Source organism: Burkholderia latens (assembly GCF_001718795.1).
In the GTDB taxonomy this organism is placed as follows: domain Bacteria; phylum Pseudomonadota; class Gammaproteobacteria; order Burkholderiales; family Burkholderiaceae; genus Burkholderia; species Burkholderia latens_A.
In genome coordinates this window covers 2,135,895-2,150,159 of sequence record NZ_CP013435.1, presented here as the reverse complement: position 1 = coordinate 2,150,159, position 14,265 = coordinate 2,135,895, and the positions used below count along the sequence as shown (strand labels likewise).

12 protein-coding genes are annotated in these 14,265 nt (G+C 65.5%); 11 read left to right on the top strand and 1 reads right to left on the bottom strand.

Going from position 1 to position 14,265, the window contains the following annotated elements:
* Positions 1-94: 94 nt before the first annotated feature.
* The 10 genes from cyoA (at position 95) to WK25_RS09965 (ending at position 11,458) form a co-directional block, all read left to right on the top strand.
* The gene (gene cyoA / locus WK25_RS10010; RefSeq protein ID WP_040144526.1) at positions 95-982 is read left to right on the top strand and encodes a ubiquinol oxidase subunit II; all 888 of its coding nucleotides are present in this window, start codon (positions 95-97) and stop codon (positions 980-982) included.
* 3 nt (positions 983-985) lie between these two features.
* Positions 986-2,992, top strand: a complete 2,007-nt coding sequence (cyoB, locus tag WK25_RS10005; RefSeq protein ID WP_040144525.1) for a cytochrome o ubiquinol oxidase subunit I — start codon at positions 986-988, stop codon at positions 2,990-2,992.
* A complete protein-coding gene (gene cyoC / locus WK25_RS10000) occupies positions 2,992-3,600 on the top strand; it encodes a cytochrome o ubiquinol oxidase subunit III (RefSeq protein WP_040144524.1) in 609 nt (202 codons plus the stop codon). Before cyoB ends, cyoC begins: the two co-directional genes overlap by 1 nt.
* Positions 3,601-3,933, top strand: coding sequence for a cytochrome o ubiquinol oxidase subunit IV (gene cyoD, locus WK25_RS09995; protein ID WP_040144523.1), 333 nt, complete (start codon positions 3,601-3,603; stop codon positions 3,931-3,933).
* A 394-nt stretch (positions 3,934-4,327) separates the two neighbouring features.
* Positions 4,328-4,687 carry a hypothetical protein gene (locus WK25_RS09990; protein ID WP_040144986.1) on the top strand — a complete coding sequence of 120 codons (360 nt, stop codon included), beginning with the start codon at positions 4,328-4,330 and terminating at the stop codon, positions 4,685-4,687.
* A gap of 201 nt (positions 4,688-4,888) precedes the next feature.
* Positions 4,889-6,772 (top strand): extracellular solute-binding protein, encoded by a 1,884-nt coding sequence (locus WK25_RS09985; RefSeq protein WP_040144521.1) that lies wholly within the window; start codon positions 4,889-4,891, stop codon positions 6,770-6,772.
* Positions 6,773-6,822: 50 nt separating this feature from the next.
* Positions 6,823-7,866: a microcin C ABC transporter permease YejB gene (locus WK25_RS09980; RefSeq protein WP_040144520.1), complete on the top strand. Its 1,044-nt coding sequence runs from the start codon at positions 6,823-6,825 to the stop codon at positions 7,864-7,866.
* Positions 7,867-7,941: 75 nt separating this feature from the next.
* Entirely contained in the window at positions 7,942-9,039 is a 1,098-nt protein-coding gene (locus WK25_RS09975; RefSeq protein WP_040144519.1) for an ABC transporter permease, read from the top strand.
* Positions 9,036-10,658, top strand: coding sequence for an ABC transporter ATP-binding protein (locus WK25_RS09970; protein ID WP_069241519.1), 1,623 nt, complete (start codon positions 9,036-9,038; stop codon positions 10,656-10,658). Before WK25_RS09975 ends, WK25_RS09970 begins: the two co-directional genes overlap by 4 nt.
* 128 nt (positions 10,659-10,786) lie before the next feature.
* Complete coding sequence (locus tag WK25_RS09965) at positions 10,787-11,458, top strand: C40 family peptidase (protein ID WP_069241518.1); 672 nt, start codon at positions 10,787-10,789, stop codon at positions 11,456-11,458.
* Between the two features lie 139 nt (positions 11,459-11,597).
* On the opposite strand, the gene WK25_RS09960 is transcribed toward WK25_RS09965, so the two are convergent.
* Entirely contained in the window at positions 11,598-12,524 is a 927-nt protein-coding gene (locus WK25_RS09960) for a patatin-like phospholipase family protein (RefSeq protein WP_069241517.1), read from the bottom strand.
* A gap of 280 nt (positions 12,525-12,804) precedes the next feature.
* On the opposite strand from WK25_RS09960, the gene gltX reads away from it, so the two are divergent.
* Positions 12,805-14,214: a glutamate--tRNA ligase gene (gltX, locus tag WK25_RS09955; RefSeq protein WP_040144515.1), complete on the top strand. Its 1,410-nt coding sequence runs from the start codon at positions 12,805-12,807 to the stop codon at positions 14,212-14,214.
* The last annotated feature ends 51 nt before the right edge of the window (positions 14,215-14,265 follow it).

Genomic DNA, 14,265 nt, shown 5'->3' with positions numbered 1-14,265 from the left:
TCATCGCGCCCGCGCGACGTATGATTCGGCCACTTTCGTGGATCGGATGCGCATCGGGCATACGCAACGGATTCAATGACCCTCGGGCTGTGTGATGAATAGAAAAGCTTCAAAAGGCTGGACGGCGCTGATATCGATCGGCGCGGCATTGAGCCTGTCAGGCTGTAATTTAGATGTACTAAATCCGAAAGGAAGCGTGGGCGCTGCCGAGAAGGCGCTGATCGCGACGTCGACTTGGGCGATGCTGATCGTCGTCGTGCCGGTGATCCTGCTCACGCTGTGGTTCGCGTGGCGTTACCGCGCATCGAACCGCAACGCCACGTATGCACCTAACTGGTCGCACTCGACCGCGATCGAGGTCGTGATCTGGACGGTGCCGACGCTGATCATTCTGTTTCTCGGCGTGCTCACGTGGAAAACCACGCACGAGCTCGATCCGTACAAGCCGCTTGAGTCGTCGGTGAAGCCGATCGACGTCGAGGTCGTCGCGCTCGACTGGAAATGGCTGTTCATCTATCCGGAACTCGGCATCGCGTCGGTGAACCAGCTTGCGATTCCGGTCGGCACGCCGGTTAATTTCCGTATCACGTCGGATTCGGTGATGAACTCGTTCTTCATTCCGCAGCTAGGCGGCCAGGTCTACGCGATGGCCGGCATGCAGACGCGCCTGCACCTGATCGCCGACGAAGCCGGCGACTACGCAGGCACGTCCGCCAACTTCAGCGGGCGCGGCTTCTCCGACATGAAGTTCCGCACGCTCGCCGAGCCGCGCGAGCAATTCGACGCGTGGGTGCAGAAAGTGAAGGCATCGCCCGAGCGGCTCGACGCAACTGCGTACGGCACCGTCGCGCAGCCAAGCGAGAAGGCGCCCGTACGCTACTTCTCGTCGGTCGATCCGCGGCTCTTCCACAACATCATCGCGAAATACAACGATGGCCACGTCCTCGACCTGAAGGACGCCGCCTGCGGCACGAAGGGGTAACGCATGTTCGGCAAACTCACACTTTCGGCGATCCCGTTCGATCAGCCCATCATCATGGGGGCGGGCGCCTTCATGGGGCTGGTCGTGCTGGGCATACTCGCCGCACTGACGATCACCGGCCGCTGGAAGTGGCTGTGGACGGAATGGCTGACGACGGTCGACCACAAGAAACTCGGCGTGATGTACATCATCGTCGCGATGATCATGCTGCTGCGCGGCTTCGCCGACGCGATCATGATGCGCATGCAGCTCGCGCTCGCGTACAACGCGCCCGGCTATCTGCCGCCGCACCACTATGACCAGATCTTCACGGCACACGGCGTGATCATGATCTTCTTCATGGCGATGGTGTTCATGGTCGGCCTGATGAACCTGGTCGTGCCGCTGCAGATCGGCGCGCGCGACGTCGCGTTCCCGTTCATCAACTCGCTGTCGTTCTGGATGACGGCGGTCAGCGCGATCCTGATCAACGTGTCGCTCGTGATCGGCGAATTCGCGCAGACCGGCTGGCTCGCGTATCCGCCGCTGTCGGAGCTGCAGTTCAGCCCGGGGGTAGGGGTCGACTACTACCTGTGGGCGTTGCAGATCTCGGGCGTCGGCACGCTGCTGACGGGCGTGAACTTCTTCGTGACGATCATCAAGATGCGCGCGCCCGGCATGACGCTGATGAAGATGCCGGTGTTCACGTGGACGGCGCTTTGCACGAACGTGCTGATCATGGCGTCGTTCCCGATCCTGACTGCGACGCTCGCGCTGCTCGGCCTCGACCGTTACCTCGGCATGCACTTCTTCACGAACGAAGCCGGCGGCAACGCGATGCTGTATCTGAACCTGATCTGGGCGTGGGGCCATCCGGAGGTGTACATCCTGATCCTGCCAGCGTTCGGGATCTTCTCGGAAGTCATTGCGACGTTCGCGAAGAAGCCGCTGTTCGGCTACAAGACGATGGTGTACGCGACCTGCGCGATCATGGTGCTGTCGTTCCTCGTGTGGCTGCATCACTTCTTCACGATGGGCTCGGGTGCGAACGTGAACGCGTTCTTCGGGATCATGACGATGATCATTGCGATCCCGACCGGCGTGAAGGTGTTCAACTGGCTGTTCACGATGTATCGTGGCCGGATCCAGTTCACGACGCCCGTGCTGTGGACGATCGGCTTCATGGTCACATTCACGCTCGGCGGCATGACGGGCGTGATGATGGCGATCCCGGGCGCGGACTTCGTGCTGCACAACAGCCTGTTCCTGATCGCGCACTTCCACAACGTGATCATCGGCGGCGTGCTGTTCGGTTATCTCGCTGGCTTCAATTACTGGTTTCCGAAAGCGTTCGGCTTCAAGCTGAACGAGAAGCTCGGCAAGGCGGCGTTTTGGTTCTGGCAGGTCGGCTTCTACGTCGCGTTCGTGCCGCTCTACGTGCTCGGCTTCATGGGCATGACGCGTCGCCTGAACCACTACGACAACCCGGCGTGGCATCCGTGGCTGCTCGTCGCCGCGTTCGGCGCGGTGCTGATCGCGATCGGCATTGCGTGCCAGCTGTTGCAACTGGTGGTCAGCATTCGCAACCGCAACCTGCCGGCCTATCGCGATACCACGGGCGATCCGTGGGGCGGCCGCACGCTGGAATGGGCGACGTCGTCGCCGCCGGCTGACTACAACTTCGCGGTGATTCCGCAGGTGCGCGCGCTCGATGCGTACGCGGACATGAAGGCGCGCGGCGACGGCCGCCCCGACCCGGCAGCGATCCGCGACATCCACATGCCGTCGAACACGTGTGCCGGTCTCGTCGTCGCGGTCTTCAGCCTGGTGCTCGGCTTCGCGCTGGTGTGGCACATCTGGTGGATGGCGATCGGCGGGCTGGCGGGTATCGTCGCGACGCTCGTGATCTACAGCTCGCGTGACAACGACGGCTACTACATCCCTGCGACGAAGGTGCGCAAGATCGAAGAGAAGCAACCGGCGGCGCGCGTGGCCACGCGCGTCGACGACGTGGAACTGGAGGCCAACTGATGTTGCAGAAAACCTTGAGCGCGACCCTGGTCGAGCACGACGACCATCCTCCGTCGCATTCGGTGTTCGGCTTCTGGCTGTACCTGATGACCGACTGCGTGATCTTCGCGGCGTTGTTCGCGACGTTCGCGGTGCTCGGCAACCAGTACGCGGGCGGCCCGACCGCGAAGGACCTGTTCGACATTCCGGGCGTCGCGGTCGAAACCGCCGCGCTGCTGCTGTCGAGCATCACGTACGGCTTTGCGATGCTGGCCGCGTACAAGCAGCGTCGCGGCGCGCTGCTTGCGTGGCTCGCGGTGACGTTCGTGCTCGGCGCGGCGTTTCTTGCAATGGAGCTGCGCGAGTTCTCGCACCTGATCGCGCAAGGCGCGGGCCCGCAGCGCAGCGCGTTTCTGTCAGCGTTCTTCACGCTGGTCGGCACGCACGGGCTGCACGTAACCGCAGGCCTCCTGTGGATGATCGTGCTGGCCGGGCAGATCGTGTTGCGCGGCGGCGATCTGACCGACCGCGACCTGCGGCGTCTGACGTGCCTGAGTCTCTTCTGGCACTTCCTCGACATCGTGTGGATCTGCGTGTTTTCCTTCGTCTACCTCGCGAGCGTGATCTAAATGGCCCATTCGCATTCGTCTCAACTCGGAGAAGGGCACGGCAGCGTCGGCGGCTATGTCGCCGGTTTCATCCTGTCGGTGCTGCTCACGGCCGCGTCGTTCGGCCTCGTGATGGGCGGCGTGCTGTCGCCGCACGCGTCGCTGATCGCGCTCGCCGCGCTCGCGTTCGTGCAGATCGTCGTGCACCTCGTGTACTTCCTGCACATGAACGGTTCGTCCGGTCAGCGCTGGAACGTGATGGCGTTCAGCTACACGGTGCTCACCGCGGCGATCCTGATCGTCGGCACGCTGTGGGTGATGCACAACGTCAGCATGAACATGATGTCGCGTTGAGCAGCATCGCGGCGCAGTGCGCCGGCCACGGAGAAGCGGCACGCGCGTGCCGCTTTTTTTTTCGCCTGCCTGCCGCCGATTGCCATCGGCCATCTGCCGTCGGCCACGTTCGGCGTTGTCCGGCGGACTGCACCGGCGCGCACGGGAAGCAGTATGATTGCGCGCACCCTGCGTGCGCTGCGGCCGCGTATCCGGCGCGATAGCGGCGCGCAAGCCGCGCGCGGGCAGGCCGGCCAAGCCACGACCGCCCGCTGAGGGCCGTCAATTGTTACAAGACGTTAGCGAGCCGTCCCCGGCGCGATGCCGCGCATCAGTTCTTACAAACTTGAAATATGCGGAGATGGCGCCGGCCGTTATAGTCGAATCACACATGAAACAACTCGAAGAGGAATCCATGAAGACTTTGCGTGTTGCCTCGCTCTTGACCGGTGTGACAGCCTTGCTCGTGTCGGGCGCAGCAATGGCGGGAGTCAATGTCGGGATCAACGTCGGCGTGCCGGCTCCGGTCTACGTCGCACCTGCGCCCGTGTACGCGCCGCCGCCTCCGCCGCCGGTCGTCTACCAGCCGGCGCCTGTCTATGCACCTGCGCCCGTGTACGGGCCGGCACCGGCTATCGTGATCGGCTGGCACGGCGATCGCTACTGGGACGGCCGCCGCTACTGGGCGCGCGACGAGTGGTACCGCCATCATGGCCGCGGCTGGGATCGTGGGCATGGTCACTGGGATAACGGCCGTCACAACGGCTGGCGCTGATCGAACTGCGACGCACGCGCGATGCGCGTGCCCCGAAAGAAGAACCGCCCGCGTGGCGGTTTTTCTTTTGCGCCTCCAACGTACACGCGATCGGCGCGACGCTCCGGCGCCACGCATGGAAAGCCGCGGTCTGGCTCGACGTCGAGTTCAATGGGTAGAATCGACCCTCGTTCCATTCCACAATCGACCGACAGGGCCACTATGACGAAGGGTTCGCCCCGGGCCACGGCCGCGCGCATCCGCTTCGGCGCCGCGCAGGCGGTACGGGCCGCCGGCCGCGCGGCGGCAGTATGGGCAATACAGGCGCTGCTGGCCGCGACGGCCGCGCACGCGGCCTATGCGATTGCACAGTACGGCGAGCCGAAATATCCGCCGGGCTTCAAGCATTTCGACTATGTGAACCCGGATGCGCCAAAGGGCGGCACGCTGGTGCTCGCGAACCCGAACCGGCTGACGTCGTTCGACAAATTCAATCCGTTCACGATGCGCGGCAACCCCGCGCCGGGCATCGACATGCTGTTCGAGAGCCTCGCGACCGGCAGTTCCGACGAGCCGGCGTCCGCGTACGGCCTGCTCGCCGACGACATCGACATCGCGCCGGACCGCCGCTCGGTCACGTTCCACCTGAATCCGCGCGCGCGCTTTTCGAACGGCGATCGCGTCACGGCCGACGACGTCAAGTTCTCGTTCGACACACTCAAGAGCAAACAGGCCGCGCCGCAGTTCGGCGCGTACTTCGCCGAAATCACGAAGGCCGTGGTGGTCGATCCGGCGACCGTGCGCTTCGAATTTCATAGCGCGAACCGCGAGTTGCCGCTGATTGCCGGCGGCGTGCCGGTGTTCTCGCGCAAGTGGGGGCTGCGCGCGGACGGTTCGCGCATTCCGTTCGACCAGCTTGCGTTCGAGCAGCCGATCGGCAGCGGCCCGTACCTGATCGATCATTACGACAACGGCCGCACGATCACGTACCGGCGCAATCCCGCGTATTGGGGCGCCGACTTGCCGGTGCGGGTCGGCACCAACAATTTCGAGCGGATCGTCTACAAGCTGTACGGCGACGGCGTCGCGCGGCTCGAGGCGTTCAAGGCCGGCGAGTACGACGTGCTGGTCGAGTACATCGCGCGCAACTGGGCGCGCCGCGACGTCGGCAAGCGTTTCGACAACGGCGAGCTCGTCAAGCGCGAATTCCGCCAGCACAATGGCGCGGGCATGCAGGGCTTCTTCATGAACCTGCGCCGACCGCTGTTTCGCGACGTGCGCGTGCGTCAGGCGCTTGACCTCGCGTTCGACTTCGAATGGCTGAATCGCCAGCTGTTCTACGGCGCGTACACGCGCCTCGACAGCTATTTCGCGGACACCGACCTGCAGGCAACCGGTACGCCGGGCCCGGGTGAACTGAAGCTGCTCGAGCCGCTGCGCGCGCAGCTCGACCCGGCCGTGTTCGGTCCGATGGTTACGCAACCGAGCACGAATCCGCCGGGCTCGCTGCGCGCGAACCTGTTGAAGGCTCGCGCGCTGCTCGCGCAGGCAGGCTGGACCTATCGCGACGGCGCGTTGCGCAATGCGAAGGGCGAGCCGTTCGCGTTCGAGATCCTCGACGATTCCGGCGGATCGATGCAGGGCGTCGTGACCGCCTATCAGCGCAATCTCGCGAAGCTCGGCATCGACGCGCGCTTTCGCACGGCCGATTTCGCGTTGCTGCAAAAGAGGCTCGACGCATTCGACTACGACATGACGACGATCCGCCTGCCGGGCGTGCAGGTGCCGGGCGCCGAACAATATTCGCGCTACGCGAGCAAGTTCGCGGACGAACCGGGCTCCGACAACCTGATCGGCCTGAAGTCGCCTGCGGTCGACGCGTTGCTGCACGCACTCGGCACCGCGCAGACGCGCGAAGAACTGCTCGACGCGACGCATGCGCTCGACCGCGTGCTGATGCATGGCTACTACGCGGTGCCGCAGTGGTACAGCGGGACGCACCGGATCGCGTACAAGCGCACGCTTGCCTATCCGCAGACGCTGCCGCTGTACTATTCGGCCGAGGGCTGGGTCGTATCGACCTGGTGGGCCAAGCCCGATCACTGAAGCCGCCTGCTTTCATTCAATCCAGCCTGACGATCGCGAGTCGACGCCTTATGTGGAGCTACATCCTCAAACGCCTGCTGCTGATGGTCCCGACGCTCGTCGGCGTGCTCACGCTCACGTTCGCCGTGATTCAGTTCGTGCCGGGCGGGCCGGTCGAACAGGCCGTGCAGGAGCTGCGCAAGGGCGCGACGGAGCAGGGCGCGACACCGTTCGGCATGCGCGCGCATACGGGCGTCGACGCGCAGCAGCTCGCGCAGCTCAAGGCGCTGTATGGTTTCGACAAGCCGCCGCTCGAGCGCTATTGGCTGATGCTGAAGCGCTTCGCGCGCTTCGATCTCGGCGAAAGCTACTTTCGCCATCAAAGCGTGTGGTCGCTGATCGTGCAGAAGCTGCCGGTGTCGATCAGCATCGGGCTGTGGACGTTCTTCGTCACGTACCTGATCTCGGTGCCGCTCGGCATCGCGAAGGCCGTGCGCAACGGCTCGCCGTTCGACGTCGCGACGAGTCTCGTCGTACTGGTCGGCTATGCGATTCCGGGCTTCGTGCTCGGCGTGCTGCTGCTCGTGCTGTTCGGCGGCGGCTCGTTCTGGCAGCTGTTCCCGCTGCGCGGGCTCACGTCGGACAACTTCGCGCAGCTATCGCTCGGCGGCAAGGTGCTCGACTACCTGTGGCACATCGCGCTGCCGATCACCGCATCGGTCGTCGGCAGCTTCGCGGTCGTCACGATGCTCACGAAGAATGCGTTCCTCGACGAAATCCGCAAGCAATACGTGCTGACCGCACGCGCGAAAGGGCTCGCCGAGCGCACCGTGCTGTGGAAGCACGTGTTCCGCAACGCGATGCTGCCGCTGATCGTCGGGTTCCCCGCCGCATTCATCGGCGCGTTCTTCACCGGCAGCCTGCTGATCGAGACGCTGTTCTCGCTCGACGGCCTGGGGCTGCTGTCGTACGAATCGGTCGTGCGGCGCGACTATCCGGTGGTGCTCGGCACGCTGTACCTGTTCACGCTGATCGGGCTCGCAACGAAGCTTGTCTCCGACCTCTGCTACGTGTGGGTCGACCCGCGCATTCAATTCGACAACCTGGAGCGCTGACATGAAACCGTCCGTCCGCACGCTGCCTGCCCGCGCATCGGCCTGCGTACCCGCGCTCGCCACACGAGGTGCGCGATGAACCGGGCCGTCGTGTCGTCCCGCATCGACGCCGCGCGGGCGCGCGTGTCGCCATCGCCCGCACGCCGCGTGTGGCGGCGTTTTCGCCAGCAGCGCCTCGGCTACTGGAGCTTCGTGATCTTCGTCGTCGCGTTCGCCGCGAGTCTCGCGGCGCCGCTGTGGTCCAACGACAAGCCGCTCGTGGTGCGCTATGACGGCCACTACTATTTCCCGATGTTCCATGCGTACCCGGAGACGACTTTCGGCGGCGACTTCCCGACGCCGGCCGACTATCTCGATCCATACGTGCGCAAGCGGCTCGATGCGCCGGGCAACTTCGTCGTCTACCCGCCGAACCGCTATTACTACGACACGTTGAACTACTTCTCGGACGTGCCGAATCCGGCGCCGCCGTCGCGCGCGAACTGGCTCGGCACCGACGCGCAAGGGCGTGATCTGCTCGCGCGGCTCGTGTACGGGTTCCGTGTGTCGGTCGAGTTCGGATTGATCCTTACGGCCATCGGCACGCTGCTCGGGATTGCGGCGGGCGCGGTGCAAGGCTTCTTCGGCGGACGCATCGACATCGTCGGGCAGCGGTTGATCGAAATCTGGAGCTCGCTGCCGGAGTTGTATCTGCTGATCATCTTCGCGTCGATCTTCGAGCCGAGTTTCCTGCTGCTGATCGTGCTGCTGTCGCTGTTCGGCTGGATCGGCCTCGCCGACTACGTGCGCGCCGAGTTCCTGCGCAACCGCACGCAGGACTACGTGCGCGCGGCACGCGCGATGGGCCTCACGAACTGGCAGATCATCTGGCGCCACGTGCTGCCGAACAGCATGACTCCCGTGATCACGTTCCTGCCGTTCCGGATGAGCGGCGCGATCCTCGCGCTCACGAGCCTCGACTTTCTCGGGCTCGGCGTGCCGCCGCCGACGCCGAGCCTCGGCGAGCTGCTGGCGCAGGGCAAGGGCAATCTCGACGCGTGGTGGATCTCGCTATCGACGTTCGGCGTGCTGGTCGCGACGCTGCTGCTGCTGACCTTCATGGGCGACGCGCTGCGCAACGCGCTCGACACGCGGATCGCCGACTCGGTGCGCGCGGCGGGAGGGCAGCGATGAGCGATACGGTCGTATCGAATACGGACGAACCGCTGCTGTCGCTCGAGCATCTGCACGTGCGCTTCGGCGACACGGTTGCCGTCGACGACGTGACGCTCGCGATCGGCCGCGGCGAGCGCATCGCGCTCGTCGGCGAGTCGGGGTCGGGCAAGAGCGTGACCGCGCTCTCGATCCTGCGGTTGCTGCGCGACGCCGACGTGAGCGGCACGATCCGCTTCGCCGGCCAGGACCTTGCCGGCAAGAGCGAGCGCGAGATGCGCGGGCTGCGCGGCTCGGACATTGCGATGATTTTCCAGGAGCCGATGACCGCGCTGAACCCGCTCTACACGATCGGCGCGCAAATCGGCGAGACGATCGTGCTGCACGACGGCGTGTCCGCGGCCGAAGCGCGCAAACGCGCGGTGGCGCTGCTCGCGCGCACCGGTATCGGCGAGCCGGAGAAGCGCGTCGACAGCTATCCGCACCAGCTGTCGGGCGGCCAGCGCCAGCGCGCGATGATCGCGATGGCGCTCGCGTGCCGGCCGCGCCTGCTGCTCGCCGACGAGCCGACTACCGCGCTCGACGTGACGATCCGCGCGCAGATCGTCGATCTGCTGCTCGAACTGCAGCGCGAGGAGGCGGAAAAGCGCGGCATGGCGATTCTGCTGATCACGCACGACCTGAACCTGGTGCGGCACTTCGCGCAGCGGGTCGCGGTGATGGAACGCGGTCGGCTGGTCGAAAGCGGGCCGGTCGAGCGGATCTTCGCGGAGCCGGAGCATCCGTATACGCGGCGGCTCCTGAACAGCCGGCCGCAGCGCGCGGTCGCGCCGGTCATGCCGATTGCGCCCGTCGTGCTCGATGCGCGCCACGTGAGCGTGCAGTTCGCGCGCAAGCGGCCGGGTTTCGCGGGATGGTTCGGCACGGCGCCGGTGACGGCGGTCGCGGACGTGTCCGTATCGGTGCGCCAGGGCGAGACGCTCGGTATCGTCGGGGAATCCGGCTCCGGGAAGTCGACGCTCGCGATGGCGCTGCTCGGACTGCAAAAGACGACGCACGGCGAGATCGAGTTTCAGGGGCGCGCGCTGTCGAGCTACCGCGGCCGCGAGCAGACCGCGCTGCGCTCGAACATGCAGGTCGTCTTTCAGGACCCCTTCAGCTCGCTGTCGCCGCGTCACACGATCGAGCGCATCGTCGGCGAGGGGCTCGAGCTGCATCGGCCCGAGCTGACGCCCGATGCGCGCCGCGCGAAGTCGCTCGCCGTGCTGCGCGAAGTCGGCCTCGACCGGACGGTGCTGCATCGCTATCCGCACGAATTCTCCGGCGGCCAGCGCCAGCGGATCGCAATCGCGCGCGCGCTCGTGCTCGAGCCGCGCATCCTGATTCTCGACGAACCGACGTCGGCGCTCGACGTGTCGATCCAGCAGCAGGTGCTGAAGCTGCTCGCGAATTTGCAACAGAAATACAACCTCGGCTATGTATTCATCAGCCACGACCTCGAGGTGATCGGCGCGATGGCCCACCGCGTCGCGGTGATGCAGGGCGGGGCGATCGTGGAGTCCGGCGAGGTCGCCGACATCTTCACGAGGCCGTCACATCCTTACACACAAAAGCTGTTGAAAGCGGTCTGGAAAGCGTGATAGGCGTCCAATGGTCTGACCATCTCGATTGTATTTTTTAATTTGTTTTGACAAACGATTACGCGCTGGCTAGTATCGACCGAAATTTTCCGCCAATCAGCTGATTTTTAAGCAAATTCCATCGACCAATGCAGCATCGATCCCTGACCCAGGCATGCGCGCGCACCGTCGCCGGGCTGTTCATCGGCGCCCTGTTCGCAGCAGCTCCCGGCGCGTTCGCCGATGAAGTCAGCAGTTTCAACCAAAATGTCACGAATTCGACTCAAATCGGGTCGACTTCCGCCACTCAGCAGACCACCGCGCAGCCGTCGGGCGGTGCGAAGTCGTTCCTCGCCGGCATGGCGGGGAAAGCCGGCGACGTCGTCGTCGGTGCGCTCAACATGATCGGGGTGCGCTATCGCTGGGGCGGCAACTCGCCGGATTCGGGCCTCGACTGCAGCGGCTTCGTCCGCTACGTGTTCCAGGACACGCTCGGCATGTCGCTGCCGCGCCGCGCCGAAGAGATGAGCCGCGTCGGCGAGAAGGTCAGCATGAGCAACCTGAAACCGGGCGATCTCGTGTTCTTCAACACGATGCGCCGCACGTTCTCACACGTCGGCATCTATATCGGCGACAACAAGTTCGTGCATTCGCCGTCGACGGGCAGCACGATCCGCGTCGACGATCTCGACAGCGGCTACTGGGAAAAGCGGTTCACCGGCGCACGCCGGCTCGAGTCGGAGTTTCCGATGAAGGCCGACGACCTCCGCCAGCGCGTGCGCGCGACGATCGGCGACGACTCGTCGAACGGCAGCAACTGACACATTCGCCGGCGCTGCGCCGGAGCGACGAAACCCTGTCACCGGAAGGCGGCAGGGTTTTTTGTTTTCAGGGCACGGGAAAAGGGTGCGCCGCCGGCGGCGTGCACGGTCGCGCACCGCCCGCCGCGATGCGTGTACCTTACGCGGCCGCAACGCCGCGGGCTGCCGCGAGCTTGCGTTGCAGTTCCGGCATGATCCGCGCGACGGCTTCCTCGCCCGCGAGTATCGCCGCGTTGCGCTGATTGAAATCGCTGCCGCCCATCGCCGCGAGGTTCGGGCGGACCACGACGTCCGCGTATTTGTCGAGCTCGTAGGTCTTGATCGTCTGGCCCATGATCGTGAAGGTTTGCAGCAGCATATCGATCGGGTTGTTGGTCGCCGCGCCGTCCGGCCGCGACGAGATGTCGACCGCGATCACGAAGCTCGCGCCCATCCTGCGCGCGAACGAAGCCGGCACCGGGCTCACGAGGCCGCCGTCGACATATTCGCGACTGCCGATCTTCACGGGCTCGAACACCGACGGTACGCTACACGACGCGCGCACCGCGAGCCCCGTATTGCCCTGCTGAAACAGGATCGGCTGGCCGTTCTGCAGGTCGGTCGCGACGATGCCGAGCGGCTTGGCCATCTTCTCGATCGGCCGGTTGTTGAGCGTCTTGTTGAGGAAGTTCTGCAGCGCGACGCCCTGCAGCAGCCCGCGCGAGCGGAACGGCAGCGCCCAGTCGCTGATCGCCGCCTGGTCCATGTCGAGCGCGATCTTGTTGATCTGCAGGCCGGTCATTCCCGATGCGTACAGCGCGCCGACTACCGAGCCCGCGCTGGTACCCGCGACGATCTCGACCGGGATGCCGCGTGCTTCGAGCGCTTTCAACACGCCGATGTGCGAGAAGCCGCGCGCGGCGCCTCCGCCGAGTGCGATGCCGATCTTCACGGGCTTCTCGTGCGATTGCGCGGAATTCACGGCGTTGCCGGGACGGGACTTGTCGCCGAACGACGTGCAGGCGGCGAGGCTGGCGGACGCGCATGCGATCGTGAAGTGGCGGCGCGACAGGCGAGGGGACGACATCGAATGGTTCTCCGGCGGCTTGGCGGCGAGCGGGGGAGCCCGCGGCGGCGATAGTTTCCGAGCGGCCGCGCGGCGGTATCCGTGCGGCCGGCGCGGCGCCTGCTGGCAGCCGCGGCGCGCACATCATAAAGCAAGCGGTGCGCTTGGCGCGAAGGCGGGCGCGAGTATAATTCCGGCTTCTTTCCCGTTCCGGGCGCGGCCGGCCCCGTTGCAGTCCGGGCTGCCGCCGTCGATCCCGCGTCGAATCATTCATGCGCCCCAGGCGTTCGAGTTACCGTTTATGACCCGTCCTGTCCGTACCCGCTTCGCGCCGAGTCCCACCGGCTTCATCCATCTCGGCAACATCCGCTCTGCGCTCTATCCGTGGGCGTTCGCCCGCAAGATGAAGGGCACGTTCGTGCTGCGTATCGAGGACACCGACGTCGAGCGCTCGTCGCAGGAAGCGGTCGACGCGATCCTCGAAGGGATGCAATGGCTCGGGCTGGATTTCGACGAAGGCCCGATCTACCAGATGCAGCGGATGGATCGCTACCGCGAAGTGCTCGCGCAGATGGTCGACCAAGGTCTCGCTTACCCGTGCTACATGTCGGCCGAGGAACTCGACGCGCTGCGCGAACGCCAGCGCGCGGCCGGCCTGAAGCCGCGCTACGACGGCACGTGGCGTCCGGAGCCGGGCAAGGTGTTGCCCGAACCGCCGGCCGGCGTGAAGCCGGTGCTGCGTTTCCGCAACCCGCTGACCGGCACGGTCGTGTGGGACGACGCGGTGAAGGGCCGTGTCGAGATCTCGAACGAGGAACTCGACGACCTCGTGATCGCGCGTCCGGACGGCACGCCGATCTACAACTTCTGCGTGGTCGTGGACGACATGGACATGAACATCACGCACGTGATCCGCGGCGACGACCACGTCAACAACACGCCTCGGCAGATCAACATCCTGCGCGCGCTCGGCGGCGAACCGCCCGTCTATGCGCACCTGCCGACCGTGCTGAACGAGCAGGGCGAGAAGATGAGCAAGCGGCACGGCGCGATGAGCGTGATGGCCTATCGCGACGCAGGCTTCCTGCCGGAGGCTGTCGTCAACTATCTCGCGCGTCTCGGCTGGTCGCACGGCGACGCGGAAATTTTCTCGCGCGAGCAGTTCGTCGAATGGTTCGACCTCGAGCATCTCGGCAAGTCGCCTGCGCAGTACGACCACAGCAAGCTGAGCTGGCTGAACGCGCACTACATCAAGGAAGCCGACAATGCGCGCCTCGCCGGCCTGGCGAAACCGTTCCTCGATGCGCTCGGCATCGATGACGCGGCGATCGCAACGGGCCCGGCGCTCGATGCGGTGGTCGGTCTGATGAAGGACCGCGCGACGACGGTCAAGGAAATCGCGGAAGGCGCCGCGATGTTCTACCGTGTGCCGGCGCCGGAGCCCGATGCGCTCGCGCAGCACGTGACCGACGCGGTGCGCCCCGCGCTCGCCGATCTCGCCGGCGCGCTCAAGGCGGCCGACTGGACGAAGGAGGCGGTATCCGCGGCGCTGAAGGCGACGCTCGCGACGCACAAGCTGAAGATGCCGCAACTCGCGATGCCGGTGCGCCTGCTCGTGGCGGGCACCACACATACGCCGTCGATCGACGCGGTGCTCGTGCTGTTCGGTCGCGATGTCGTGGTATCGCGTATCGAGGCCGCGCTGGCTTGAGGTCGCGGTAGCGCGAAGCCGGTTGCGCGTGACGTCGCGGCGGCTTCGCAA

Coding starts and splice junctions, on each gene's coding strand:
- WK25_RS09975 (WP_040144519.1), top strand. CDS start 7,942: ATGAACCGGGCCGTCGTGTCGTCCCGCATCGACGCCGCGCGGGCGCGC.
- WK25_RS09960 (WP_069241517.1), bottom strand. CDS start 12,524: ATGTCGTCCCCTCGCCTGTCGCGCCGCCACTTCACGATCGCATGCGCG.
- cyoA (WP_040144526.1), top strand. CDS start 95: ATGAATAGAAAAGCTTCAAAAGGCTGGACGGCGCTGATATCGATCGGC.
- cyoB (WP_040144525.1), top strand. CDS start 986: ATGTTCGGCAAACTCACACTTTCGGCGATCCCGTTCGATCAGCCCATC.
- gltX (WP_040144515.1), top strand. CDS start 12,805: ATGACCCGTCCTGTCCGTACCCGCTTCGCGCCGAGTCCCACCGGCTTC.
- WK25_RS09980 (WP_040144520.1), top strand. CDS start 6,823: ATGTGGAGCTACATCCTCAAACGCCTGCTGCTGATGGTCCCGACGCTC.
- WK25_RS09965 (WP_069241518.1), top strand. CDS start 10,787: ATGCAGCATCGATCCCTGACCCAGGCATGCGCGCGCACCGTCGCCGGG.
- WK25_RS09970 (WP_069241519.1), top strand. CDS start 9,036: ATGAGCGATACGGTCGTATCGAATACGGACGAACCGCTGCTGTCGCTC.
- WK25_RS09990 (WP_040144986.1), top strand. CDS start 4,328: ATGAAGACTTTGCGTGTTGCCTCGCTCTTGACCGGTGTGACAGCCTTG.
- WK25_RS09985 (WP_040144521.1), top strand. CDS start 4,889: ATGACGAAGGGTTCGCCCCGGGCCACGGCCGCGCGCATCCGCTTCGGC.
- cyoD (WP_040144523.1), top strand. CDS start 3,601: ATGGCCCATTCGCATTCGTCTCAACTCGGAGAAGGGCACGGCAGCGTC.
- cyoC (WP_040144524.1), top strand. CDS start 2,992: ATGTTGCAGAAAACCTTGAGCGCGACCCTGGTCGAGCACGACGACCAT.